The organism is Paenibacillus urinalis (assembly GCF_028747985.1).
Taxonomy (GTDB): Bacteria; Bacillota; Bacilli; order Paenibacillales; family Paenibacillaceae; genus Paenibacillus; species Paenibacillus urinalis.
On record NZ_CP118108.1, the window covers coordinates 2794673 to 2820156 of the forward strand.

Annotated in this window: 26 protein-coding genes and 2 pseudogenes; 8 read left to right on the forward strand and 20 right to left on the reverse strand. The window is 40.9% G+C overall.

All coding sequences use genetic code 11. The features are described from left to right. Nucleotides 1–5: 5 nt before the first annotated feature. Together PUW25_RS12845 and PUW25_RS12850 are read left to right on the forward strand one after the other, a co-directional pair. Nucleotides 6–1361, forward strand: a pseudogene (locus PUW25_RS12845) (IS3 family transposase). A gap of 238 nt (nucleotides 1362–1599) precedes the next feature. Beyond that, complete coding sequence (locus PUW25_RS12850) at nucleotides 1600–2157, forward strand: NAD(P)H-dependent oxidoreductase (RefSeq protein ID WP_047911821.1); 558 nt, start codon at nucleotides 1600–1602, stop codon at nucleotides 2155–2157. Between the two features lie 21 nt (nucleotides 2158–2178). Here PUW25_RS12850 and PUW25_RS12855 read toward each other — a convergent pair. Next, a pseudogene (locus PUW25_RS12855) lies at nucleotides 2179–2388 on the reverse strand (winged helix-turn-helix transcriptional regulator); the annotation flags it as partial. 20 nt (nucleotides 2389–2408) lie between these two features. After that, complete coding sequence (locus tag PUW25_RS12860) at nucleotides 2409–2864, reverse strand: DinB family protein (protein WP_047911822.1); 456 nt, start codon at nucleotides 2862–2864, stop codon at nucleotides 2409–2411. Nucleotides 2865–3026: 162 nt separating this feature from the next. Here PUW25_RS12860 and PUW25_RS12865 point away from each other — a divergent pair, with 162 nt between their 5' ends. From PUW25_RS12865 to PUW25_RS12875, 3 genes are read left to right on the forward strand one after another with little or no spacing between them, the layout of a single operon-like run. Further along, nucleotides 3027–3521, forward strand: coding sequence for a hypothetical protein (locus tag PUW25_RS12865; RefSeq protein WP_047911823.1), 495 nt, complete (start codon nucleotides 3027–3029; stop codon nucleotides 3519–3521). After that, nucleotides 3421–4524 carry a sensor histidine kinase gene (locus PUW25_RS12870; RefSeq protein WP_081872456.1) on the forward strand — a complete coding sequence of 368 codons (1104 nt, stop codon included), beginning with the start codon at nucleotides 3421–3423 and terminating at the stop codon, nucleotides 4522–4524. Before PUW25_RS12865 ends, PUW25_RS12870 begins: the two co-directional genes overlap by 101 nt. After that, complete coding sequence (locus tag PUW25_RS12875) at nucleotides 4521–5120, forward strand: response regulator transcription factor (RefSeq protein WP_081872458.1); 600 nt, start codon at nucleotides 4521–4523, stop codon at nucleotides 5118–5120. Before PUW25_RS12870 ends, PUW25_RS12875 begins: the two co-directional genes overlap by 4 nt. A 148-nt stretch (nucleotides 5121–5268) precedes the next feature. On the opposite strand, the gene PUW25_RS12880 is transcribed toward PUW25_RS12875, so the two are convergent. From PUW25_RS12880 to PUW25_RS12895, 4 genes are all read right to left on the reverse strand, one after another. Then, on the reverse strand, nucleotides 5269–5790 hold the full coding sequence (locus PUW25_RS12880; RefSeq protein ID WP_047911993.1) for a GrpB family protein: 522 nt from the start codon (nucleotides 5788–5790) through the stop codon (nucleotides 5269–5271). 240 nt (nucleotides 5791–6030) lie between these two features. Continuing rightward, nucleotides 6031–6798 carry a nucleotidyltransferase domain-containing protein gene (locus PUW25_RS12885; RefSeq protein WP_274338296.1) on the reverse strand — a complete coding sequence of 256 codons (768 nt, stop codon included), beginning with the start codon at nucleotides 6796–6798 and terminating at the stop codon, nucleotides 6031–6033. Between the two features lie 223 nt (nucleotides 6799–7021). Continuing rightward, the gene (locus PUW25_RS12890) at nucleotides 7022–7345 is read right to left on the reverse strand and encodes a hypothetical protein (RefSeq protein ID WP_047911824.1); all 324 of its coding nucleotides are present in this window, start codon (nucleotides 7343–7345) and stop codon (nucleotides 7022–7024) included. 41 nt (nucleotides 7346–7386) lie between these two features. Next, a complete protein-coding gene (locus PUW25_RS12895) occupies nucleotides 7387–7887 on the reverse strand; it encodes a hypothetical protein (protein WP_047911825.1) in 501 nt (166 codons plus the stop codon). A 197-nt stretch (nucleotides 7888–8084) separates the two neighbouring features. On the opposite strand from PUW25_RS12895, the gene PUW25_RS27520 reads away from it, so the two are divergent. Further along, on the forward strand, nucleotides 8085–8267 hold the full coding sequence (locus PUW25_RS27520; RefSeq protein WP_081872460.1) for a helix-turn-helix domain-containing protein: 183 nt from the start codon (nucleotides 8085–8087) through the stop codon (nucleotides 8265–8267). Nucleotides 8268–8514: 247 nt separating this feature from the next. Here PUW25_RS27520 and PUW25_RS12900 read toward each other — a convergent pair whose 3' ends face one another. The 3 genes from PUW25_RS12900 to PUW25_RS12910 all read right to left on the reverse strand — a co-directional run bounded on the left by PUW25_RS12900 (nucleotide 8515) and on the right by PUW25_RS12910 (nucleotide 11393). Beyond that, nucleotides 8515–8883: a hypothetical protein gene (locus PUW25_RS12900; RefSeq protein ID WP_274337137.1), complete on the reverse strand. Its 369-nt coding sequence runs from the start codon at nucleotides 8881–8883 to the stop codon at nucleotides 8515–8517. 215 nt (nucleotides 8884–9098) lie between these two features. Continuing rightward, nucleotides 9099–10253, reverse strand: a complete 1155-nt coding sequence (locus tag PUW25_RS12905; RefSeq protein ID WP_274337138.1) for an alpha/beta hydrolase — start codon at nucleotides 10251–10253, stop codon at nucleotides 9099–9101. A 135-nt stretch (nucleotides 10254–10388) separates the two neighbouring features. Next, nucleotides 10389–11393 (reverse strand): aldo/keto reductase, encoded by a 1005-nt coding sequence (locus PUW25_RS12910; protein ID WP_274337139.1) that lies wholly within the window; start codon nucleotides 11391–11393, stop codon nucleotides 10389–10391. A gap of 230 nt (nucleotides 11394–11623) precedes the next feature. On the opposite strand from PUW25_RS12910, the gene PUW25_RS12915 reads away from it, so the two are divergent. Beyond that, nucleotides 11624–12463, forward strand: a complete 840-nt coding sequence (locus PUW25_RS12915; protein WP_274337140.1) for an AraC family transcriptional regulator — start codon at nucleotides 11624–11626, stop codon at nucleotides 12461–12463. A gap of 211 nt (nucleotides 12464–12674) precedes the next feature. Here the strand turns inward: PUW25_RS12915 and PUW25_RS12920 are convergent, their stop codons facing one another. The 10 genes from PUW25_RS12920 to PUW25_RS12965 form a co-directional block, all read right to left on the reverse strand. Beyond that, on the reverse strand, nucleotides 12675–12893 hold the full coding sequence (locus PUW25_RS12920; protein WP_143042171.1) for a hypothetical protein: 219 nt from the start codon (nucleotides 12891–12893) through the stop codon (nucleotides 12675–12677). A 30-nt stretch (nucleotides 12894–12923) separates the two neighbouring features. Then, nucleotides 12924–13559 (reverse strand): HAD family hydrolase, encoded by a 636-nt coding sequence (locus PUW25_RS12925; RefSeq protein WP_238546364.1) that lies wholly within the window; start codon nucleotides 13557–13559, stop codon nucleotides 12924–12926. A 74-nt stretch (nucleotides 13560–13633) separates the two neighbouring features. Next, complete coding sequence (locus PUW25_RS12930; RefSeq protein ID WP_047911832.1) at nucleotides 13634–14584, reverse strand: LacI family DNA-binding transcriptional regulator; 951 nt, start codon at nucleotides 14582–14584, stop codon at nucleotides 13634–13636. A 422-nt stretch (nucleotides 14585–15006) separates the two neighbouring features. Further along, nucleotides 15007–15915 (reverse strand): oxidoreductase, encoded by a 909-nt coding sequence (locus tag PUW25_RS12935; RefSeq protein ID WP_047911833.1) that lies wholly within the window; start codon nucleotides 15913–15915, stop codon nucleotides 15007–15009. Between the two features lie 67 nt (nucleotides 15916–15982). Then, on the reverse strand, nucleotides 15983–16615 hold the full coding sequence (locus PUW25_RS12940; RefSeq protein WP_047911834.1) for an NAD(P)-dependent oxidoreductase: 633 nt from the start codon (nucleotides 16613–16615) through the stop codon (nucleotides 15983–15985). A gap of 93 nt (nucleotides 16616–16708) precedes the next feature. Then, nucleotides 16709–17281, reverse strand: a complete 573-nt coding sequence (locus PUW25_RS12945) for a TetR/AcrR family transcriptional regulator (protein ID WP_274337141.1) — start codon at nucleotides 17279–17281, stop codon at nucleotides 16709–16711. 117 nt (nucleotides 17282–17398) lie between these two features. Further along, a complete protein-coding gene (locus PUW25_RS12950) occupies nucleotides 17399–18544 on the reverse strand; it encodes an acyltransferase family protein (protein ID WP_052511945.1) in 1146 nt (381 codons plus the stop codon). A 247-nt stretch (nucleotides 18545–18791) separates the two neighbouring features. Beyond that, complete coding sequence (locus PUW25_RS12955; protein WP_274337142.1) at nucleotides 18792–20393, reverse strand: peptidase G2 autoproteolytic cleavage domain-containing protein; 1602 nt, start codon at nucleotides 20391–20393, stop codon at nucleotides 18792–18794. Nucleotides 20394–20901: 508 nt separating this feature from the next. Next, the gene (locus PUW25_RS12960; RefSeq protein ID WP_238546365.1) at nucleotides 20902–22029 is read right to left on the reverse strand and encodes an alpha/beta hydrolase; all 1128 of its coding nucleotides are present in this window, start codon (nucleotides 22027–22029) and stop codon (nucleotides 20902–20904) included. A 258-nt stretch (nucleotides 22030–22287) separates the two neighbouring features. Further along, a complete protein-coding gene (locus tag PUW25_RS12965) occupies nucleotides 22288–23460 on the reverse strand; it encodes an MFS transporter (protein ID WP_047911836.1) in 1173 nt (390 codons plus the stop codon). 246 nt (nucleotides 23461–23706) lie between these two features. Between PUW25_RS12965 and PUW25_RS12970 the strand changes: the two genes are divergently transcribed. Further along, complete coding sequence (locus tag PUW25_RS12970) at nucleotides 23707–24600, forward strand: LysR family transcriptional regulator (RefSeq protein ID WP_047911837.1); 894 nt, start codon at nucleotides 23707–23709, stop codon at nucleotides 24598–24600. Nucleotides 24601–24727: 127 nt separating this feature from the next. Here PUW25_RS12970 and PUW25_RS12975 read toward each other — a convergent pair whose 3' ends face one another. After that, nucleotides 24728–25396 carry a DNA alkylation repair protein gene (locus PUW25_RS12975; protein ID WP_274337143.1) on the reverse strand — a complete coding sequence of 223 codons (669 nt, stop codon included), beginning with the start codon at nucleotides 25394–25396 and terminating at the stop codon, nucleotides 24728–24730. Between the last annotated feature and the right edge of the window lie 88 nt (nucleotides 25397–25484).

Genomic DNA, 25484 nt, shown 5'->3' on the forward strand with positions numbered 1-25484 from the left:
TTTTTATGACTAAGTTTACTGGCGATAAAAAATTGGCGATAGTTCAAGGGTATAACGCTGAACATTTATCGCAAACAGAATACTCAAATCAAATGGGAGTTACCAAGTCTCAATTTCAATATTGGTTGAAGCTCTATGAGATGCATGGTGTGTCTGTCTTTACTAACGGCTATACAAATTATTCGACAAGCTTTAAACTGGACGTACTCAATTATATGGCTCAATCCAACGCCTCTCTCATGGATACCGCTGCTCTGTTTAAGCTCCCGGACTTCTCCATGTTGTATTCCTGGCAGAGAAAGATGGAGACAGGCGGTCTAGAAGCCCTTGAGCCAAAAAAGAAGGGGCGTCTATCCATGAAAAAAATCCTAATTCGTCTACCAAACGATCCGTAGTTGAAAGGTCTGTGGAAGCACTCGAAGAGCGTATCAAGCAGCTTGAAATGGAAAATGAGTATCTAAAAAAGTTGAATGCCTTAGTTCGAAACAAGGAAAAGTCACCAAACAGGACAAAGCACAAGTTGTCTGGGAGCTAAGGCATAAATATCCGGTGGTGGCACTCATACAGCTGGCTGGTATTCCGCGCAGCACCTATTACAACCTTATAAAAAGAATGAGTCAACCCGATTCGAATGCTGATTTAGAATCTGAAATCCAGTCCATTTACATGGAGCATGAGGGTCGTTACGGATATCGCCGTATTCGTGATGAACTGGAAATTCGCGGAAGGAAAGTAAGCCACAAAAAGATTCAGCAGCTTATGAAGAAGATGGGCCTTAAATGCCTGGTGCGCATGAAAAAGTATAAGTCATATAAAGGGACAGTCGGCAAGACTGCACCGAATCATCTGGATCGCCAGTTCACGGCTGAGGCGCCAAAAATGAGAAGTGGGTGACGGACATCACGGAGTTTAAGTTATTTGGAGAAAAGCTGTATCTTTCCCCCATTTTGGACTTATTCAACGGAGAGATTATCACCTATACCATCGGTTCACGATCAACCTATTCTCTGGTATCTGAGATGCTTGATACAGGACTGAAGCGTCTGCCGGAGAAGCACCGTCTTCTCCTTCATTCAGATCAAGGATGGCATTACCAAATGAAGACGTATTGCCATGTGCTGAAGTCGAGAGGCATTCTTCAAAGCATGTCACGAAGAGGGAATTGTTATGACAACGCCGTCATTGAGAATTTCTTTGGCATTCTCAAGTCGGAGTTTTTATACTACAAAAAGTTTGAAAGTGTAGAGCATTTCAAGAAGGAACTGGAAAAATACATTAAATACTACAATACCAAACGGTTGAAGGCAAAAATCAAAATGAGTCCGGTACAGTACCGAACTCATTTTGAGAAAGCTGCCTGAAGAAATAACCGTGTCTAACTTTTGGGGGTCACTTCATTTCCGCGACTTATTTGCTGCACCAAGTTCTTCTTCGCCTTAACGCTGTTGAGCATAATAAGCTGAACTCTGGCCTGAGTCCTCCTATTTTTATCAGTTCTTGTAAAGCCGCCGGTTACCTTTTGGTAAGTACCTGAAAAAAATGTGCGTACTTATAATTTGAGGCAATCGCCATTATACTCATGAATAAAGGAGGGGTCACATGAAAACCCTGGTGATTGTAACGCACCCAAACTTAGAAACGTCAACGATTAATAAACGGCTGGTAGAAGAATTAAATAAGTTTCCGGAGAAGTATACCGTCCATGATTTGTACAAGACATACCCCGACGGGAACATTGATGTAAAGAGCGAACAGAGATTGGTAGAATCGCATGCAAATCTAGTATTTCAGTTCCCGATCTTCTGGTTCAATTGCCCGCCACTGTTGAAAAAATGGCTTGATGATGTATTGACTTACGGCTGGGGCTATGGTTCAAGCAGCGGTAACCAAATGAAACATCGAAAAGTCGCTCTAGCCGTGTCAACCGGGATAAGACGAGAGGAATATAGTTCTGACGGGAAATACAAATATTCGTTAGAGCAACTGCTAGCACCATTTGAAACAACGTTCCATTACTGCAATTCAGACTACCGCTCGTTCTTTGCTGTTTATGGTAAGGAGGGCGACGAAGCGTCAACAGTCGAAGACAATAGACCGACGACCAACCTATTGGAAGTGAGAGCACATGAATATCTTCGCTTTATAGACACTCTGTAAGGCATACACTCTTCAGGAGGTTTAATCAAGCCTCCTGTTTTTCTCTCCCCACTCACACATCATATGTAAAATTGGAATGATCGATTGCCCTAGTTCCGATAAGGAATATTCAACCTTCGGGGGAATTTGGGCATAATCTTTGCGGAGAATCAAGCCGTCCGCTTCGAGCTCTTTTAGCATCATACTTAACGTCTTGAAAGGAATGCCGTTAATTTTACGTAACATTTCATTGGGCCCTTTTCAACTCAGAATCAGTCGACATCGAGAATTTGCCGGAGATGATGATTCAGATGCTCGACATAATCATCCACTAGCCACAACAAGGTTCGGATCTCCCCATCCGGCAGCAGCACCTGACTTGAAGATAACGATTCTTCAGGGATAGAGGAAATGACTCTAAGAATAGAGAGATTTACACTCTCCCAGAGCGCCAGGACCTCCTCCACCGAAGCCGTTTCATAGCGTTGCGCCACAACCCAAGCATCTTGGTTATATGAAGTTACCGTATATCTTCCCGATGTATGCTGGGCGTCAATGAACCGAATCAAATTATGAATGGCCGAATCGCACAGATGACCCAGGATTTGCAGTCTGGACCATTTCCCTTCGGACCGTGGAACCCTCATATGCTCGCAGCCCAATTGTTCGATTTTTGCGGGAATTGCTTGGACGAACCCTTCAAGTCGGTCGATAGATCTCTTTTCCAAAACGATCTCTCCTTCGTGTCTAGTTATATACGTTATTATATTCGGGTATAATTCGCTGCCTGTCTAGGGCTGAGTCAAAAAAATGATATTTATAACTACATTCCGATTTTTGACGCTGATACACTAAGGTTGTAATCAAAACCTTATGAAGTGGGTGACGAAATGAACAGAATCTTTAAGGTTGGTATAAGTGTAGGATTCCTTTCCGGGATCATGTGTATTATTCTATATTATGTCTTGTGTGCGCTGCTGGATCTTCGGTTTGAACAGCTGAATCCCTTCTCAATCATGATTGCGTCAATCGTCGTCAATGTAATAGGCGCCTTTATTTATAACAAGATCCAGGATAGGACTTCTAAACCAAGGTTCTACTATGGGCTAGTCACCGTTCTGGGGGCACTACTTCTATCGCTGTATGACTGGGCTTATCCATCTGAACCCAATATTGCAGGGATTGCAAACACGCTTCATGCGCTAACAGCCTCCCTGTCGATTGCGTGGATTCCAACCTGGCTTACTAAGCGCGCTCTCCAAATTAAAACGATAGGAACGTGTTATGAATACGATTTCAAGAAAATGGCTTGCCTTCGTACCTCTGATTATACCGGCAGTCTATTTATATGGTTTCACACCGCTTCAAGAAGCATGGCTGGATAAATTCCTATTTTTGCTGCTTGCCTTCTGTTATTGGAGGAGCCTGCTATATACGAAGCACCGTGAGATAAATATCTGCATTCAGCTTATTGTCGTTTCCTACTTCATCCTTGTTCATACTCCATGGCATATGAGCTTCGGCTTTTACCCTTCCTTAGCCATGTCGATGCTTGTCTCGTATCGCAGAATTTCCTGTCTGGTCGGTTTCATGGCAGGCTGTTTTACAATCGCGGTCTGCCTGTCCGCTTACCTGTCTGACGAACCTCTTCGGTTCGAGTGGCTGCCCATCTCTATCGCATTGATCGTCCTTCCCTATGTGTCCAAACTGTACCAAGTCTCTTACGAGATGCAGATGAAGCTTACTCATGCCAGCGCAGAAAATGTGAAATATGCGGAGAGAGCACGCATTGCAAGAGATTTGCACGATACGCTGGGCCAGACGTTCTCCATGATTACTGTAAAGGGCGAGCTGGTGGAGAGACTCATTCGATCTAGTCCCAATGAGGCTCTAATTGAAGTCGGTGATATTCAGCGGATATCTAGGGCGGCCTTGCTGCAGGTCCGGGAAATGGTTAATGATATGCAATCCATCGATATCCGAGATGAACTTCATCGTGCTGTGCATATTCTTCAAACTGCCGGCATTGAGGCCGAAACGCACGTACGGATGGACGCGGAAAGAATGATGCCTATCGTACAGAATGTTCTTGGCATGTGCTTGCGGGAATGTATAACCAATGTCGTCAAACATAGCGGGGCAGGAAAATGTTCCATTCAGCTCCTGGAAGATAAGGAACGCTATTTGTTACTCACTTGTGACAATGGGATCGGCATCGCGAAGGGTCAGAATCAAACGGAGAAATGGGGTGCCGGTCTGCTGGGCATGAAGGAACGGTTATCTTTAATAGGAGGAACACTGGAACTGGATTCTGATGCTGAGAATCGCACGAAAGTGACGATTGCCATCCCTCATCACCGAACGCGGGCCAAGGAGGAAACAGGGTGAAGATTGTCATTGCAGAGGACCAAGGAATGTTAAGAAGCGCCATAAGCCGGCTCCTCGGTATGGAACCGGACATCGAAATCGTCGGAGAATCCGACAATGGCGAGCTAGCCTTGCAGCTGATCCGAAAGCTGTCGCCGGATATTGCCGTACTAGATATTGAAATGCCGCTATTAAGCGGACTGGACGTAGCTGAACAGCTTATGGCAGAGGGCAGTAAATGCCGGATCGCCATCGTGACGACTTTTGCCAAAAGCGGATATTATCAGCGAGCAATTCAAGCTGGAGTGATGGGGTATTTCCTAAAGGACGCCCCCGTATCGGAACTTGCCGTATCTTTACGCAAAATTTATAAGGGTAGTCGCGTATTCAGTCCACTCCTCACCTTCTCCATGAGCGAAGAACTGAATCCTTTAACGAATCGGGAGTCAGAGCTTCTATCCTATTTGAGAGCCGGATATTCGGTGAGCGAAATTAGCAAGCTATTATATTTGTCTCCCGCTACCATCCGTAATTACATCTCAGAGATCCTTCAGAAACTCGAGGCGAAGAATCGGATCGATGCCGTTGCAATTGCTCTAAACAAGGGTTGGATTTGAGCCTCGGAAGAACGTATAACCGAAAAAAGGAGCTGCACATGCAGTAATTGCTTCGAAGAAACGAAAGTGGATACCTATTGTAATGACTGCTTTACCATCTAAGATGAATGTAACTTTCCGAATAAGCAGTCTTTAATATTTTTTACTCTTACTGAATTCTTTCCTGCCACCACAATAATGCTCTCCTTTCCAAATCTTTTACAAATGCATCTTTACCAACACTATATCCTTCGATGTCTTTGGGAAATCGCTTGGCTAAATGTACTTTCAACTCTCCGTATTCTTGCACGTCCTTTAGATGCGATTTTAAATAATCCCGAACAGCGATATGGCGTTCGATCTCATATACATGATCAACTTGAAAAAAGTGCACCTGATGAGTCCTGTTTTCTCCTCCTTTACGAAAATATCTCCTTCCAGCCATCCCAAACTCTCCAAGGGGTTCATAACCGATATCAATCATCTTTGAATTAAATCCATCCACGTTCTCAATCTTGTTAACCACTGGCATGATATCAATGATTGGTTTAGCCTTGAGACCTGGCACCGCTGTGCTGCCAATATGATAAATTTCTAGGATTTCGCCTTCAAGAACTTTCCGGATCAATCTTGCTTCCTTTTGAAATTGATGAACCCAATTGGCATCATATTCTTTTACGACAATGTTCATTGCACGATTAGTCATCCTAACTCAACATCCTTTAACTATTTTTTCTTACTTTATTTTCATAATATCATAGGTGACAGAGATGCATTTCATTTAACTGGCTAATGTAGTGGCACAACCGATTTTAACATTGGTAGGTAGTTTACTTATGAGTTTTTATCTGAGCTAACCTGTTCGGGCGGCGTTGGACATTTTGAGTCTGGTCGCTGGCTGCTCAGAGTGACCAGAATTGTAAAAATTCTGTTAGCTGAAGGAAGTTCTGGAATCAGCCATTGCATTTAAGGCGTTCTCAAAATAGCTATATACTTCTTCTGCAATTCCCAGAAACTCTTCAACAGGTACATTACTATCCATGTAACATGCATACAGATATTCAACTAAAGCGGAGTCAATCTCACAATAGTTTAATATGGCATTCTTCATCTTAATAATGTCATCTTGCCATACACCTGTATCTTCTAAAACCAAAGAATATAATGCACGAATTAATCTCTTAGAGTAACCTTTAATATATCTAGATTTCATTGTGTTATCACTAGCATTAGAAAGTGAACGATGTATACGAACTACTTCCTCCTTAGTCTCTGTATTTAAGTCTAAAATGAACTCTGGAGAAATAATGATCGGTGGTACTTTCTCGCCAACGTCATCACCATATAGGCAAACACAAATGATCTTAACCCAAAAACCCCACTCATTTGGTTTACTTAATACATCGTCGATCGAGCAAATGATCGTATCAATCTTAGTTATAACTGGATATCCTTCCAAAAGCCTGTCTTTAATAGCTGTCAATCTTTCGTAATCAATATCTTTGGGATTTTCACATACAATAGTAAAGTCTGCATCTGACTTAAAAGGTTTAGCAGTTCCTTTTGGAATCGAGCCACACATATAAATGCTATGAATCTTACCTTTAAATTCGGCAAGTATATGATCTATATACTTATCAACAAAATCCTTATATTCACTTTGTATTACAATTCTATTTATAACTTTTTCTAATATCAGATAGACTCCTCCTACACTAAGAACTTCTTCCGGCTAACGTCTTATCTACGAGCTTCGTAAATAACTTCATGTGTAGAGTATTCGCTAAGTCAATAAACTCTCCTGCATCACTGTTCTTGATTATAACCCCGTAAAAAAGACTGCACCCCAATAGTTAGATGATTTCTAACTATTGGGGTGCAGTTCACAGTAATTAGACTCCTATGTGATTCCTCTAGGATAACTAATCCCCTACTGCAATGATATGCTTCTTTTGTTGACAGGCAATATTGCATAATTTCATAAGTGATATAAAAAAGTTTATCATCTGCTCATTATCTCTATACACCAACTGCAACTCGGAACAAACGATCTTAAGATCTTCCACTTCGGAAGCCATAAAACATTTAACATCGAAGGGGTCTAGACTATACAATATTTTTGCAATCTCCGGTAAGTTTGCTTTGTCATTCCAAATGATACTATGAATATCTTCATCAAATTGTACTATCTCATAATTATTTACACACTCAGCTAAAGAATCTGCGACAAAAAAGGTTACTGCCAATTCATTCAACACCTCAATATTGTTTTAAGACAAACACTTCATTAATCACTAACCGAGTTAAGTATTTGTTTAATGTCAGTTTTCAGATTTTCGGATAATTCATAATCTTTATTTATCTGAATACCTTCCAATTTTTTATCACTCGAATTAATATCAATCCATTTGATGTAAGTGATATCAGGGTCTACTAAAATTCTAATATCAAATGTTTTTAGGCTGTTCTTATCCTGTGCACTTATTAACATTTCATAATAATATTCAGGTATTTGGGGCTTATCAACGACTTCATTAAGAGAGTCAAGTTCATCAACGATCCTATATATATTTCCGATATCATCACCAGGATCTCGATGAGATCCTATAATATCTCCACTCTTCCCTTCCATATCAGTTTTTGAAACGATTGTATCGATGACTGAATTTTCTTGATTTAATTGTTTCATTTGATTCATATAAGTTTGAACAGTATCTTTGTCAGATTGTGCACATCCTATAACGCCAGTTATCAGGATAAATGAAAAAAGTAAAGTTAATAAACGCATAATTATGGATTTCGTCCTTTCATTCTTTCATCCTTATAAAATAGTTTTTCAAACCGCCCAATAATTCCATAAATTAATACGTTATAAAAAATGGAATGTTGCGTTAAACTTCCCATTAATCACTTTGTATTCATCAAAATTAGCTTTAAAAAGTAAACTGGTACTTTATCCAAGTATTATTTGTCGTAACATACTTTATGGAATTTCGAGTTTCAAGAGCAGTTGAACTTCTGGAGTCCACAGATATTCCTATCTCTGAAATCTCTGAATCAATAGGATTCAGCAGCCAAAGTTATTTTATTGAATCATTCAAAAAAAAGACGAGACTCAGTCCTCTTGCCTACAGGAAATTAGTAAAAGGATTCCCCAAAGGAAAATAGTTTAGTATCACCTTGATCTTTATACGGCGGTGGCGTCGTACTTTGGTCTTAACCCTGTCAAGTAGACATTACAAAAAAGCCAAGAATTAAGCTGCGGCCGTTTAGTTTTTACTGAAATCTGTCTTGGTTCCATTAGTGCACTGATTCTTCATCTTTTGCAGCCGTTCCAAGTGAAAACTTAGATAGGATGCTTGTAGTACGTAAATTGATCTTGACGACCTGCCCTGGAACCTCAGGCTTTCGAAATTCAGGGAACTACAACTCCCCAAGACTCATCGTATTGATATGAATATGGAATCCATTTTTCTCCGGACCTTTTCAATTTAATCTCAATATTTCCAGTTCTGTAAGAGTAGTCTCCGGTCTTCCATTCAACAGAATAATTAACCTTAAATTTATTGAACCCTTCCCAAGTTAGCTCTCCAGTAAGTTCTGCACCGTTCGCTTTCTCAACTAGCTCAGCGCGTTCTTTTTTGTTGGAAATGGATGCCGAAGCCAGTTTTAATGCGGTACTCGTTTCTAATGGTGCAACAGAGACATAAAAATGATTATTACTTGCCATAAGATGACTTGAAGACCATCCAATGGGATCATGATCAAAAAAAGTATCATTCACTTCACGGAGCTGAACATAAACACGTCCGTCTAGTATTTTGACATATGGACCAACTTTAGCGACTAGTTGATTCCCGTCTTTCTGGATAACAGCAGTCTTTGTTATTTGATTCCAAGATATTTTAGCACCTAACTGCTCGCCAGTTTCGAATTTGTTTCGTTATGATCACGAAGAACTAGAGCACCTTTAGGCACCCTAGCCTCAACACACTCTGCTTATGAGAAAATACGAACTGTAAGTCCACCTGTAAAACCTTCAATACAGGCCGTCAGATCTGCATGATTAAGAAAATCAAGTGCTCTGCTATCTGTATGTATAACAGGCTTCAGCTCTCCATTCACACGCTGGTTCACAATATGAATTCGGCAGTGATCCCCCACATAGTCAACGCCTTCCAGCGCATAATCTGCTCGAATGTTTGTCAGGTTACCTTCATGATAATCCTGCACGTCCTCAGCCCCTTGGACAATATCACCTTTGAAGAAAGGGCTTTCACTGCTTCCTGTAAAAAAGACAGCAATCTGCTTATCTGTTCCCGTATCTTTCCTCACCTCGCTGCCAGTAATTAGAACATCAATCGTTAATACTTCCTTTTTTCCTTTTAAAAATTGATGTATGGAAACAATCATACTTTCCGTTTGTTCCTCCGTAAAATGATGTCCAGCCTCCTTGATGAGTTGCAGCTGACATTGACCTGTTTCATAAGAATTTTGGGCTTGAACAGAATAACTGTAATGTACAATCCCATCTGAGGTGCCATGGATCAGAAGTACAGGTCCTTTGTAAGGAATGATCTCTTCATAAGGATCCATATCTGCGACAGTCTCATGAAACATCTTGCCAATAGTCATTCTCCCGCAATCTATAATTTCAGGAACACAATTGATATCATAGGATGAGTTCGCTAATGCACCTCTTCGGGCATCGTCCGGAATACAAAATGCTGGGTAAATAAGTATTATTGAGTGCACTTCATTTGCGCGTTTGGCAGCGGCAAGCGCCGATACAAATCCGCCCTGACTAAACCCCATTAATGTCAATTTGCTGTCATCAACATAAGTTAACTCTTTAACATAATCCATAACGGCTATCAAATCATCACGTTCGGTCAGTACAGTCATATCCGTTGATTTTCCGTCACTTCTTCCCTCTTCATCAGGGCTACCGCCACAGAAGTCAAAACAGTATGTCGCATATCCCCATGCTGCAAACGTTCGGCAGTATGATTCCAGATTCATTGAATTTCCACCAAATCCATGACTAATAATGATCGCTGGTAAATGATCTCCTTGTGGCAGGAATTCTTTTCCTCGAATCATCAGCCCTTCTCTTCTGCAACAAAAATCACGCTCGATTAATCGGTTAACCATCCGCAGCACCTCTCCCTGTAATTCAAATGAAAAACACCTCCAAGGTTGTTCTCCATATCTTTACGATAAGAGGTATTCCCTTGAAAGTGTTTTATTTTGTTTCACACACGTCTATTAAAGCACATGTTCAATTCATTACCAAGGGAAATTCCCTATTTGTTCTAGGACGCTATCGATCTTTTTAAGTTCGTCTTCGGTTAATGCTGGGAAAGATACGGATGCTGCATTTTCCTCAATCTGGCTTACCTTGCTTGCTCCGATTAACACGGAGGTAACTCCACCTTTTCGCAAAGCCCACGTAAGTGACATTTGTGCCAAGCTTTGTCCGCGGTGAGCTGCAATGGATTCTAGTTCACGAAATTTAGCGAGTCTTTCTGCAGTTACCGCCTGAGGCTTCAACGTGATTTCGCCGGAATTCAATTCATGCTCCAACTTGTCTACATATTTGCCTGTTAATTGGCCACGACCAAGCGGACAAAATGCGATGGATCCTATGCCTTGTTGCTGCAGAACTTCAGTTAGACCCTCCTCAATCCACCGATTCAGCATAGAATAGTTAGGCTGATGAACAAGGAGCGGTGTTCCAAGCTCCTTAAGAATTTCAGCAGCTCGTCTTGTTTCTTCCGGACCATAGTTGGACAAACCGACATATAGTGCTTTCCCTTGTTTCACGGCTTGTGCAAGAGCGCTCATCGACTCTTCCAAGGGAGTATCTGTATCAGGTCTATGGTGATAGAAAATATCAACGTAATCGATTCCCATTCGTCTCAAGCTTTGATCCAAACTCGCGAGCAAATTTTTACGAGAGCCCCATTCTCCATATGGCCCGGGCCACATATAATACCCCGCTTTTGTTGATATTAGCATTTCATCGCGATATGGCATCATGTCTTTCTTGAGTACTCCCCCAAATGTTTCCTCAGCTGATCCTGCAGGGGGACCATAGTTATTGGCTAGATCAAAATGTGTGATACCCAGGTCAAATGCACGCCGTATCATCGCCCTTGATTCTTCAAAGGGTTTATTGCCTCCAAAGTTCTGCCATAATCCAAGTGAAATAACAGGAAATTTTATGCCGCTTTTTCCGGACCGCTCATATTCCATCATATTGTACCGTTGATCATTCGCCTGATATATCATGACTATTTCTCCTCTGTGTAGAAATTAACTAACAAATACTCGGTTCGTATTACTAGTTAGAGCTTACAAGAAAAGAAAAGTGTTTATAATGTCACAATGTGTTTCTCTTATGGTTTTATGTATGTTATCTCTTAGGGATAAGATGCGAGATCTATTCGATCATGCACGTAATGTGGTACTGTTAAATTTATATATCAAAACGTTTAAGCTACGGCAAAGGAGATATCTGCATGACCGAATTTATTTCACCGAACCCTCATTTGCATGATCTCTATTTAATCCAATTCGGTATGGAAGCCTGTAAGCCTGGACACTCCTTCGGCCCGTCCATACGTGAATACTACAAAATACACTATATACTAGATGGTGAAGGTGTGTTTCAGTATGAAGGAAAAAGGTACAATCTAAAAAAAGGTGACGGATTCCTTCTCTGTCCTGAAAAAGTCGCTTTTTATAAAGCAGATCATGAACGTCCATGGCATTATTGCTGGATTGGATTTAATGGAACATCTGCTGAAAATTTGCTTCTTGAAGCAGGACTTTCAAACGAAGTGCCTATTTTTCATATGAATAACGGTTCCTTAACTCAATATGTTGAAACGATGTTGAGGACAAATACTAATGCTCAGGGACGCAGCATCTATTTAAATGGACTTTTGTATATGTACTTTGGTGAACTGGCACAAAGAAGCACTGAAGTTAAAAATGTAGTTTCTCATAACCCAAAAGAAAAATACATAAACCAAGTCATCGATTTTATTAAATTAAATTATGACAGTAGAATTACGGTGGAAGGCATCGCAAGGAGCATCGGTTTGCAGCGCAATTACTTAGGCACTGTATTTAAAGAGTACACGGGTCATAGCATACAAGCTTTTCTCATCAAGTATCGAATGAACAGAGCATGCGAACTTTTACATCACGTTCATTTATCGATTGGTGATATTGCACGCTCGGTGGGCTACGAGGATCCACTTTTATTTTCAAAATTATTTAAGAAAACGACAGGTCATTCTCCTTCAGCTTATCGGAAACAAACCTCTTCGTTTTCTACTGAAGAAAGTTCATAGTTTAAGCTCATGTGAATTAAATATTGGGGAGAGAAGTAAGCTTTGCTATTCTTTCTTGTAATATTGATAACCTGCTTGCTAGCTTGAATTTAACGTGTGGAAACCGATTAGATATACATCTAATCGGTAATCAGAACATATTATTGTCCCCCGGTAACCCGTTCTATGTCACAGTCTTCTGGTTACGCCTTGCCATCGTTTCAACAATAAACTATTCATCTAATTTCTCTTTTAATCTGCCTAGCTCCTCTAATGCACCAGAAGCAGAATAATAAATCATTTTTTTCTCTAAGATTTCTATTTCTTCTTCTTTTGTAAGCTCATCAACAGTCTTAGTTACGTTTTTTAACCAATCGAATGTTTCGCTTTTTAATTTTTCAATCTCTTCTAATCTCTCGTTAACGTACTCTGTCACTTTAAAACTCATCATTTCATCTCCCCTTTTTTTACTTATCATTACTTACTTCATATCATCCCAAAGAACAAGAATATCTTCTGGATTCGCGAACTTAAATTTTGCTGGAATCGCCTCAGGTTGTTTGCATCCCCATAATGCTAATCCAAAGTCTACTCCGGCGTCTCTGGCACATTCGTAATCATAGATCGTATCACCGATGTAAATGGAGGTTTCCGCCTTTGCATCAGATATATCTAGAAATTTAACTAGTGGGTCAGGATGAGGCTTGTGCCGATCTGTATCATCTGCACATACCACATACGGCAAGTAAGATGCGAGACCAAAAGGGACGAAGTCATCTTGATACTCTCGTTTAGTCTTGGACGTCACGACTCCAGTTGCAACGGATTGTATCTTCAGATTAGCAAGCAGTTGTTGAAAACCCTCAAATACGTGAATGGTATGCCGGAAATCATTCATCAGATCATTCCAGCATTTATTCGCATATTCAATATCTTCGATACCGAGTTGCCCCAAAGATACGGCTCCCGGTATCCCAAGCGCAAATGCGAGATCTTCCTGTTTCATTTTCCGATTATAGTTCTTCTCCAGCAGCTTCTGTAATGAGCCTAACACCGCTTGTTCTGTGTTGATTAATGTTCCGTCAATATCAAAAATAACGGTTTTGTACATCATCATTTCATCCTCCTTAGCATGATAAGTAATGAACCCTATTCGTATGCTAAAGTATGAAATCCTTTTCAGGTCAATAGCTAAGTAGACTGACGTATAATGATTTGGTAGGGAATCTTTACTTTATTGTTGGTTCTATCCATTGTAAGATCAAAGGCTTGTTCACCAACTTTTACTAACTGATGATCAACGGTAGATAGGCTCAGTCCAATCCCAACCGGTTGATTTTCTTGGCCAATAATCGCCAGATCCTCCGGTACACTTAAATTCATGTCTTTTGCACACTGATACATTCCTGCCGCGACCTCATCACCGTTAGCATATATAGCTGTGGGTCTGTCTTCCATATTAAGCAGTCGCTGTGCTGCTATAAACCCGTCATCCATCGTTTGACAATCATTCAAATGATACACTGGTGACAAATCACTGAATACTTGCTTGTATGCTTTTATCGTCAACTGTGTGCTGCTACTCTCTTCGCCTCTTGCTGTTGTAAACGCGACGCGTGAATGACCTTTGTCCTTCAACAACTGGAATGCGTCCACGAAAGATGCATACCGATCAATATAGGCACACCCAATTTGGGGATGATCAGTGAACTCGCATGCAACGATGGTTCCATATTTACTATACGGAAGGATTGAATTCCAATCATTAGAACGAGAAGTGATAATGACTCCGTCCAATTGTTTATTTTTCAACATGTTTAAGCAGCGAAGCTCTTTAGCAGGATCGTATTTCGTAGGAAGCACCATTACAGAATAATCATGCTCAATCGATCGATTGAGTACGCCATGGAGCAGTTGATCAAAGGCTTGATTGTTGTTGTATGGTATGATCACACCGATGCATTTTGTTTCCTTACGGATTAAATCAACAGCTAACCGGTTTGGAGTGAAGTCAAGCTCATCAATGACTCGCTGTACCATTTCCCTCTTCGACTCCGAGACATAAGGATGATTATTTATTACCCTTGATACAGTGGATACGGATACGCCTGCTAGCTTTGCGATATCAATAATATTTGCCACGGGTACACACTCCTGCACTTTCTTATTATTAAATTTTACGATAGAATCATCCGAATGCGTAATATCTTATGATTATAGACACAAATGACAACATTTTTTGCGATGAAACGAATCATTATTCTCACTGCCATCATGATGATCGGGTTGATTTTAGATTCCATGGCCATATCCGGAGGCTCCGCAGGATGAACGCTGGCGATGCTCTATGCATATTCCCGATGCAGCGAATCAAATGATACGACTCTCTGTGACTAATCTTAAACAAAACTGCCCATTAGATTAAACAAAAAAGCAGCTGCCAACCGGCGAACTGCTCCATGCGGTTTTGAATTAATGTCTCCCTCTTGCGTAATGTTCTAGTCTATGTAATACGGTCTTAGCGTGTATATATGTGAAAAAAGGAACCATTCTTTTGATCGTTTTTACAAGTTATAATGTACATCGGTTAACTTCTCGGATAGTAACCAAAGTCTATCCGCAAGCTGCGCATCCAAAGCCTTTTTGGGGAAATCTACAAGCTTCGGTCTCTTCGCCTTTAGCGGATTCATTCCTAGCCCTAGGTAAATGTCTCCGGTGATTGTCGAATCCGTCGCCGCAATAAGAGATGGCCAAGCGGATTGATCAGGAGGAGTTCCGAATATTTTCATTAATAGCAGTCCGAATGCTCTGGTTCCCCGCGGTGTGTTTCTCCCGATTCCTGTAGGACTTGTACCCGGATGTACTGCTATAGAAGTGATACCTTTCTTCTTCGCACGTCGATTCAATTCACGGGCAAACAGTATGTTTGAAAGTTTCGAGCGATTGTATGCTGCCATTGGTCTGTATTTGTTGTCCATTCTTAAATCAGAAAAATCTATATCACCCATTTGAGCTGACTTTGCGCTAACTGTAACGATTCGACCGCGGTTCTTTTCAATTAACGGTAATAACAGACCTGTCAACGCGAAGTGTCCAAGATGATTGGTTCCAAAGTGCATTTCAAAACCATCTGCCGTCAGTTCACGAGTCGGAACTGCCATTACTCCAGCGTTATTTATATGGACGTCTATACCTTTCACTTTCCCATGGATTTTGTCGGCAAAGCTTCGAACTGACTTCAGATCTGCCAAGTTTAATGGCTCTACTGTTACAGCTATATTCGGTGCCGTTTGTTTCATCTTGATGATGGCTTCTTCTCCCCGCATAGGATCCCGGCTTCCAATAATCACTGTGGCACCGTGCTTCGCTAGCTCTAATGTCGTATAATAGCCTACCCCGCCATTGCCTCCTGTCACGATAGCGGTTTTTCCTTTTAGATTTGGGAGATCGTCAGGCGTCCAGTTTGGTCTCATGGTTTATTCCTCCGTTAGCTTATATTTTACATCTAATTGGGTTATTACAAACCGCAATGCTGTTCATTCAGTCGTGAATAAACGAGGATTGTTTGATATAACGAGCATGTTCGACTGAATCGATCATGAATCTAGCCACGTCGTCACGAGAAATTTTAGCTAGTATGGAAGGTTTAAAAGCACCGTGCTTATATCGCCCTTTGCCCGGCTCATTGGTGAGCCTTGAAGGCTGAACGATAGTCCAGTCCAAACCACTTTTCCGCACAATACCATCCTGCCTTTCCTTATCGTAAAACTCTCGGAACGTTATTAAATAAACCAGTTTAACAATCATCCTCATCCCAATTCCAAGCTGATTCCTACTTTCTCTGCTGGTGCCAAAGCCCGTAAGAACGACCAGTCTTTGTACTTTATGCCTTCTCATCGCGTTCACAATTGAACGCGTCCCACGAAAGCATAGATCTGAAGGACTTCCTGCTGTGACTCCTAAAGCGACAAACACCGCGTCTTGCCCCTCAATAGCTGATCCCACATCCTCTTCACTAAATACATTGCCTTCTATAACGGTTAATCCCTCCCGAGTAAGCAAGATTCGATCTGCGTTACGAACAAAGGCTTTTACGGTATGTCCCTTGTTGATCGCTTGGTCTATTAGCTGTAACCCCGTACCCCCGCTAGCTCCAAAGATGGTAAACTTCATTGTTCATTCCCTCTCGATTTTCTATAATAAGTGAATGTTCATTTACTATTGGTGAAAAGAAAAGCGATGCTAATCATCGCTTAAACTTTTTTACTATGCTTTAATAGCGTCCCAACTCATCTTGATGGCAGAATCTAATTGTTCACCATTCAATAGGGTCCCGTTCTTCAAATGTGCTTTCACCAATTCGGCAATCGGCAAGATGGAGTAAACAACTAGCATGTTAATATCTTCCTTCTTCAGGATCTCCTGCCGGATGCCAGCTTCAAACAGATCGAAGATCGGTTGAAACTGACTTGCCGTATCTTCTAGGCACCATTTCTGAGGCAGAGGAGAATTCATTATTTGCTCCAGGAACAAAAAATACTCTTTGAAAGATTGAATAAAATCAACATAGTTGCGGATGATAACCTCAAATCGTTCGTAAACTGTTCGGGTATGATCCACTTCCTGAAACATTCTCTCGCTCATCTTGCCTTTAATCTTCAAGTAGGTCTTGTAAAGCAGATCGTCTTTGTTCTCATGGTAAATATAAATCGTCGCTGCAGATACACTCGCTCTCTTGGCGATTTGTGATATCGACGTATCAGAGAACCCGATCTCATTAATTAGCTGTATGGTTGCGTCAAATATTGCCTCGACTTTGTTATCATCTCTATATCTCATGGATCAATAATAAATGATCGTTTATTTATTGTCAACGTGTTTACCTAAGCTGAAAAACTTGATTTCGATCCACTGCGAAGCCGCCGTTTCACTGAAGGGTCCCAATTATAAAAATGGTTATAGTACTTTCTTGGCGTAAGGAATTTTCCGAATCAGTATAGCGAGCAAATAACTCGTGATTGTCCCTAACCCACCTAATATCAGAAACTCAATAAACGGAGGCATTTGTGCGTTGTGCAACCAAATGCTATAAGCAATCAATACGAGTGAATGAATGATATAAACCGTATACGAGGCAGAATCAACACTACGTTGAAATTTGTTCGTTTGATTGCGATATTTGCGGTACACTGCCAACAATAGTAGAGAGATGCCAAATCCGACAAAGGGCTCCCATATGGCATAAATGAAGGCATTTGAGTTTAACCCCCCTCCGGTACTCAATGTCGGGTTGAGGATGAGAGCGGCGATCGGAAGTATCGGCAGGAAAATGAGTGCGATGATGCCCATGATTTTCACGGTACGACGTGGGATATTCGTTAACCACTGATTACGGTACGCGATGATCCCTGCAATAAAGAGTACGATATATGCAGGAAAATAGCCGAAATTCAATCCAAATATGAGCTTGCCGATCGGGAATATTTGACGGATTCCGAAGGTTACAAGTCCGATGAGCGTGGCAGTAAGCAGAAGCAATTTCACCGATGGGAATGGGATACTCTTCTTCGGAGCACTATCTTTCCTAACCATACGTACCAGCGCATAAACTGAATTAAAAACAAGCAGTGCAAGCAAAAACCAGAGCGGACCCGGTTCTGTGATTGCAAAGCTGAGGATCTGCGTCCGATAAAACTCCCAAAATGACACTTCATTGCTATCGCTTGCACTATAATGGAGCGTGGTGGTATATAAAATCACTGGACTGATGAGGAAGATATAAACGATCAAAGAAATCCCCAAGCGAATAAGCCGATCTTTGAGAAAAGACTTCGGTCCTTTGCGATCAGAAGATGAGGGCACAAAGTACCCCGCGATAAAGAAGAATAATCCCATAAAGAACGCTTGGTTGATAAAGACAAACAACAGCATCAGTACAAAACTTGCATCAGGCTTTTGCAGCGTATCATAAAAATACCACGAACCCGGCACAGCATATGTCGTCGCTGCATGATGAAACACAACCAAAATTGTGAGAAATGTCCGCAGACGATCCATATAAAATAGACGATTGTTCACGGTGCTCTCCCTTATACGAGTCATAATAACCACTCCCTTTCATTTTATTGTATCTTTATGTTACTTGGAGAATGGCATGTCCCAAAACAACCCTGAGTCTGATTCATGGCTCCGTCTACAGTCCGATATATGAACCAATTCATTCTGAATATCTCTCATATGTATCGATCATTAACGTATATCTTCTGTTTACACAAAACATAAGAAGCAGGAACCTTATTCAAGCGCTCCTGCTAATGATTCATTTACAATCTCAATCATGAGATAAGTCTTATTTCACAAATATCAAAATTTGATTAGGTCCAGTCCTTTTCATAACCCGGTAGCCTGTTGTGGATGACGTTGCGATTCCCTCGTTATTTGCCCAGCAATATCCCCCAGCCTGATTAGTACCGTCATCACGAACAAGCAATTTACCGACAACACCAACCGGTATCCATTCTATTCTTTGCAATCGCGGTATATATTCCTTCGATGAGTCATACTCAGGATTTAGTTGACCTTCTCTTTTGGTAAAGGAAGTTATAATTATTCGACCTTCCTTATCTTTCACTTCAGGTACAACAACATCATGATATTGGATTCTTCCCCACTCATCTTTAACGTATAGATCATGCCATCTTAGATCACTTGCATCGGCGATAATTGCTGGTGTCGCACTCACTACACCAAGAATATAGTCATCTTCAGCATGAGCTGTTCGAACTTTATCATCCATTAAGGTAACAAAGTACCCAACATCAATTGTATTTCCGTCAAATGTTTCAAACATTTCAGCATAATCGGCAGCTGCCGGAGAGATGACCGTTCCATCCAAATAAAGGTTGCCTGTGGCTCCTTCAATCACAGCTGAGTTTAAGGTGGGTCCGACCATAAGACCATTTGCTAAGTGCCAGGAAAAAGGAAATCGCGCCTGTCCATTCTGACCCATAATATGAGATCCATTGAAAAACGCTGTTGTATTCAATCCTTCTGCATGGGAGGCGATACCAACTGCTACCGTGCCGACCCCTTCCGCATGGGGAGCTTCCCCGTTTGCTATAGTGCCAATCCCTTCCGCATGGGAGGCGATACCGATTGCGGTTGTGCTGTTCCCTTCCGCATGGGAGAAGTCACCTATCGCCTGTGGGCCTTGGACAATTGTAATATCAAAAGTTCCCCCTACTGCATGGGAGGCAAAACCACTGGCGGTTGTTCCAACCCCCTCCGCGTGAGAACTAGGACCGCTCGATAGGTTAGGAGCAGCTGTTCCGCTTGGATCCTGAGCTCCACCTTCAGCATGAGAAGCTCTGCCGCTCGCTGTGTTTCCTTCTCCTTCAGCATGAGCGCTAATGCCATTGACTGTCGTTGTCGATCCTGTGCCTTCTGCATGAGAATTTGCTCCTGCTGCGATAGTACTAGCACCTTCGGCATGAGAGGATACACCACTGGCTGTTGTGCTTTGACCTTCAGCATGGGATAAATCACCGCTCGCTGAGCTAAGCATACCTTGAGCATGCGAGGCTTGCCCGATGGCAGATGTGTTTTGACCTTCAGCATGTGCATATAGTCCGCTGCTTAGTGTCTCTCCACCTTCAGCATGAGAGCCAATTCCACTAGCATTTGTATTATAACCTTCCGCATGTGCTGCAGCGCCGCTAGCTAATGTAGAATCACCTTCGGCATGAGCTGTATCGATCGTTGAATTCGTAAGGTATCCTTCCGTATGAGATGCTGCACCGGCTGCTGTAGTTGTGCTTCCCTCGGCATGGGAAGCATTTCCGCTTGCTGTCGTTTGATAACCTTCTGAATGAGACGCTGTCCCACTGGCAGTAGTATTTAATCCTTCTGCGTGAGCCGCAAAACCACTCTCTGTATTTCCTATCCCATCCACCGTTTATTTCCCCTACTTTCTATAGATGAAATTGATATTCTATTTTCTATTCTATGAAGTATTATTCATAGGGGGAACGGTAACTTGACTCCATACAACAGGAATTTCTAAATAGACCTTCTAGTCAATAAAATATCATCTATTCAGCTTATTACGGACCAAGCTCACTTTTTGAAGGCTGTAAGATAAGTATGATTAAAACTTAATTAGGTGACGCGTTTCGTAACCAAGTATGATCAGATGCGTCTGCCAATCCCATCATCGTTAGGCAAACAGTATCCTGAAGGCCGAAGTGTACCATTGTCCTTAAATATGATCTGACCCAGCAAGTCAACGACTACCCACTACCGGCAATCGGGAAAAGGACTTGTACCGATAAACTAAAAAAGCCGCTAAATTAGCGACTTTCAATGGGACTATACTCTTGTCCCTTTTGAACCGACGTATATGGACCCGAGTATAGGGTATTTGAGAGGACAGGAGCTAGCTGCTCCCTTCTACTTGTTCCTTATGACTCATCTGCAAATGCATTAGTAAAAAATGTATCCAATTTGTCAAACGGAATTACTTCCATTTGGTCATATAGATCTGTATGGCTTGCACCAGGAATAATTTCCAGCTCCTTATTGTCACCTTTGAGAAGCTTAAAGGCATCTTGACTAAAATATAAAGAATGGGCATCCTCACCGTGAACAACAAGTACATCGCTGCGGATCTCAGGAGCATATTCCAATAAACGCATATTCATTAAGGAACCTGCAGTTGTCGAAGCCCATCCTCCATTTGAATTTACAGAACGTGTGTGATAGCCACGCTCAGTCTTGTAATAATCTACATAGTCTTTGATGAACTGTGGAGCATCATCCGGTGCTTTCTCTGGATTTCCGCCTCCCAGGGTATAGATGCCCTTTGTATAGTCTTCTGTTCTTTGATTATTATAATCGACACGAGCCTGATATCTCCCCTCCTCATCAAGGGTATCGTTATATCCAAGTGCCGTAACACGACTCATATCGTACATTGTCATTGCGGCTGTCGCCTTGATTCTTGTATCAAGTGCGGCTGTCTGAAGCGCATAACCTCCAAATCCGCAGATACCGATTATACCAATTTGCTCAGGATCAACATTCTCCTGAACGGAGAGAAAATCCACAGCACTTTGGAAATCTTCAACATTAACATCAGGTGAGTTGAAATATCTTGGGTATCCGCTACTCTCCCCAGTATAGGAAGGGTCAAAGGCAATCGTTAAGAATCCTTTTTTGGCCATTTCCTGGGCATAAAGGCCAGAGGACTGCTCCTTAACGGCACCAAACGGACCACTGACAGCAATCGCAGGAAGTTTACCTTCATAATTCTTTGGCTCATATAGGTCGGCTGCAATTGTTATTCCAAAATGGTTGACGAAAGTCACTTTTCTGTGATTTACCTCATCGCTGAGAGGGAATACTTTATCCCACTCTTCTGTGAGTTCAATGGGTTCTACACGAATGGAAACATCCGTCATCGCACCGTAATTGGTTGCTGAAGCGCTCTGTGTCTGAGTATCCTCCTGGGCTGTTGACTGTGGACTACATGCTGTCATTGTCAGAATTGTTGCAAGTACTCCAAAGTGTAAATTTTTCTTTTTCATCATTGTATTTACCTCCCATTTCGATGTTTTCGTTGTGATTCTGCAATAGAAATTACAATTTTATTCTAACTACGCCACTTAGATAATACCAATAGTTATATCTTATAACATGATATGCTTGATAGACATTTCTTGAAGCTATATACTTAAAGTCAAATAAAGGAGGGTTATTAAATGGATTCTTCAGGAGATGTTCCTCATCAAAAAAAGACAACCGTCTGGTTGCCTTTTTTATGCCTACTTATCTAATTAACTTCATGTTCATCTTGCATCTAGCTTTTTGCTCGGATTATATATAAAGATTCTTAACAAGATCATAGCTAAACTGAGGATCACGGATAATATTCCAACGATTACAACGTAGCGTATACCCATTTGTGATATAAATATTCCACCTACAGCTGTTCCGAATGTTGTTCCTAAATTAGCGGCCGTGAGAAATAATCCATTAGAAAAATCAGGAGAATTGGGAGCTGCTGACATAATCCAATATTGCGTTATATTAGCTCCTATACCACCAAAAATACCCCACACTAAACTAATGATAAGCATAGGTAAAGTAAAATGTCCTGTGAAAAATAAAATAATATAGATTGCTCCTAATGCCAATGGATACATCAGTACTAATCTAGTCGCATTCTTAGTAAGTAATCTGCCTGCAATCATACTTCCTATAACATTGGCCCCGCCATAAAGGAACAGTGTTAAGCTGATTGTATTAGGCGCCATATTTGTAACTGTGCCGAGATAATCCGCTAAATAGCTATATACTCCAAATATTGCAGCATTCAATAGAATGACAGCTGCAATGGAAAGCCACGTAATTAATTTTTTTAATATGGTTAATTGTGTTCCGTAAGAAATTTTCTCCTCTACTGGCATTGAGGGTACAAATAATATGGTAGCAATGAACGATATAGCAATTACAACAGCAAAAAAGGCCATTGCCGCTTGTAGAGAAAATACACTATCAATAAAACTGGAAACGGGTACCCCGATTACCATGCCGGCAGAAACACCAATAAATACTTTAGCAACAGCTTTTGGCGCCTCTTCTCTACTTACAGAGGCAGCAGCAACCGAGAATGCCAAAGAACAATAGACCGGATGGAAAAAGGCAGGAATTATCCTCGCAACTAATAGAGTAGTGAAATTAGATGTAAATATAGCTACAATGTTCCCTGATAGAAAAACACCCAGTACAATTAACATAATCGTCTTACGATTTATTCTTGATAATAATAACGGTAAGATGGGACCTGATATAGCCACAGCGAGGGCAAACAAACTTACTAGCAACCCTGCAGTTGATACACTAACATTAAAATGTTCAGCTATAGAAGGTAATATTCCGATATATCCCATTTCCGTATTTAAAATTCCAAACACACCTATCGTTAATATGAATATCAGTAAATTATTTCGTTTAGCCAAAAGTATTACTCCTTTAAATTTATTACTTACATAATCATGCATCTCATACTGTCGACACTGAAACGGCATTTTTATCCACTGCATATTCCACTGTCTTGCCGAAATTTTCTAGCTATTGAAATTACAATTTTATTTTAACTGCGTTTCTTAGATAATACTAATAGTTATATCTTATATCATGATATGCTTGAAACACATTTCTTTAGATTATATACTTGAACCAGATAAATAAAGGAGGTTTATAAAATGGAATTAAGAGTTCTGCGCTACTTTCTTGCTGTAGCAAGAGAAGGCAGCATGACAGCTGCTGCTGCATTGTTACATATCACACAGCCAACCTTATCAAGACAATTAAAAGATTTAGAACAACAACTGAGCAAGAAACTATTCATTCGCAGTAGTCACAGTGTCACTCTCACAGAGGAAGGAATTCTCCTGCGGAAAAGAGCGGAAGAAATTATTGACCTGGTCGATAAAGTGGAATTTGAATTTAACTCTATGGAAGATACAATTGCAGGGGATGTGTACATAGGTGGTGGTGAAACAGATGCCATGAGACAGATAGGAAAGGTAGCCAAAGATCTACAGTTAAATTATCCGAAGATTCGTTATCATCTCTATAGTGGTAACGAAGAAGATGTGACTGATCGCCTTGACAAGGGATTGCTAGACTTTGGTGTTTTAATTCAACCGGCTGATTTGTCAAAATACAATCATATCGTTATCCCTGCCAAGGATGTTTGGGGCATTATTATGAAGAAGAATAGTCCGCTTGCTTTCAAAGATACCATTCAAGCAGTGGATTTATTAGATGTTCCTCTTATCTGTTCCCGTCAGCCTTTGCAACAAAGATATTCTAAAAATGAATTTTTGGATTGGTTTGGTGAAGGTTTTGACAAATTAAATGTCGTGACTACATACAACCTTGCCTTTAATGCTGCGATTATGGTTGAAGAGGGCATGGGTTATGCAATAGCCCTCGATAAAATAGTGAATACGTCTAGAGATAGTAACCTTTGCTTCAAACCTCTAGAACCAAGACTTGAATCAGAATTGTATATTGTTTGGAAGAAACATCAATCATTTTCAGTAGCTGCTGATATGTTTTTAAAAGCAATTCAAATAAAATTCTCATCTTAACAAAAAAGGAGCATCTGCCGACTGACGAACTGCTCTATGCTGTTTTGAACTAACGTTCTCCGTTAGCTTACTTAGTCGTACAGCTGTGGGAACTGCTTTATCATGAGATCGCTTTTTCAGTCTAACGTTATCCGATTGTATTTTGTCGTTTGTTAACTTCAATCGTGATAAACTCCGGTAAATAGCTGGGAGTACATCCTTTTGCTACGACTTCATCTTTGTAAAGACCCGTTTTCTCACCAATTTCAATACAACGTTCACGATTATTTTCATCATAAACGCCTATCCATCCTGCGGTGAAATTCATAGCCCATTGAACTTCCGGTTCCTCTCGCGTAATATTAGCTTCTAATGTAGATAGTAAGTCTGCGGTGTTATCAGGCGGTGTTTGTCCAGTCCATCTCAATCGCGCTTGATAGTACCAGTAAGCTCGCCTTTGAAGAGCAGAAGGACTATTTTCCCATGACTCCATCAATGCAATTGTCTTCTTGTCTTTGGAGAGCTGATTAGCCATTAGCCAATCCATTAAGTTATTTCGCTCATCAAAGATGTGAGTCTGCATATCCTTATCAAGCTTATTTAGCACTTCTTGTGAAAGTAATTTTTTATCCATAATTAAGATTGCTAATAGTCTAGGCAATAACTCTTCGGTGGACCACAGTTCCATCGCTAGCTCGTGATTTTTTTTAATGTCCTTTGCGATTTTTCGTAAGTCGCCTAGCTTAGTTTTACGATCGATCTGAGATAGAATGTTTTCTGCATTTGAAGAACGTTTTATTTCATTATTATTATTCATTTTATTCAACTCCTTGATGAAAGTTTAATTTTGTTATCAGTCTTCCCTTCTTGATCCTAATATTAATGCATCAATGGGGGTTTTGCAC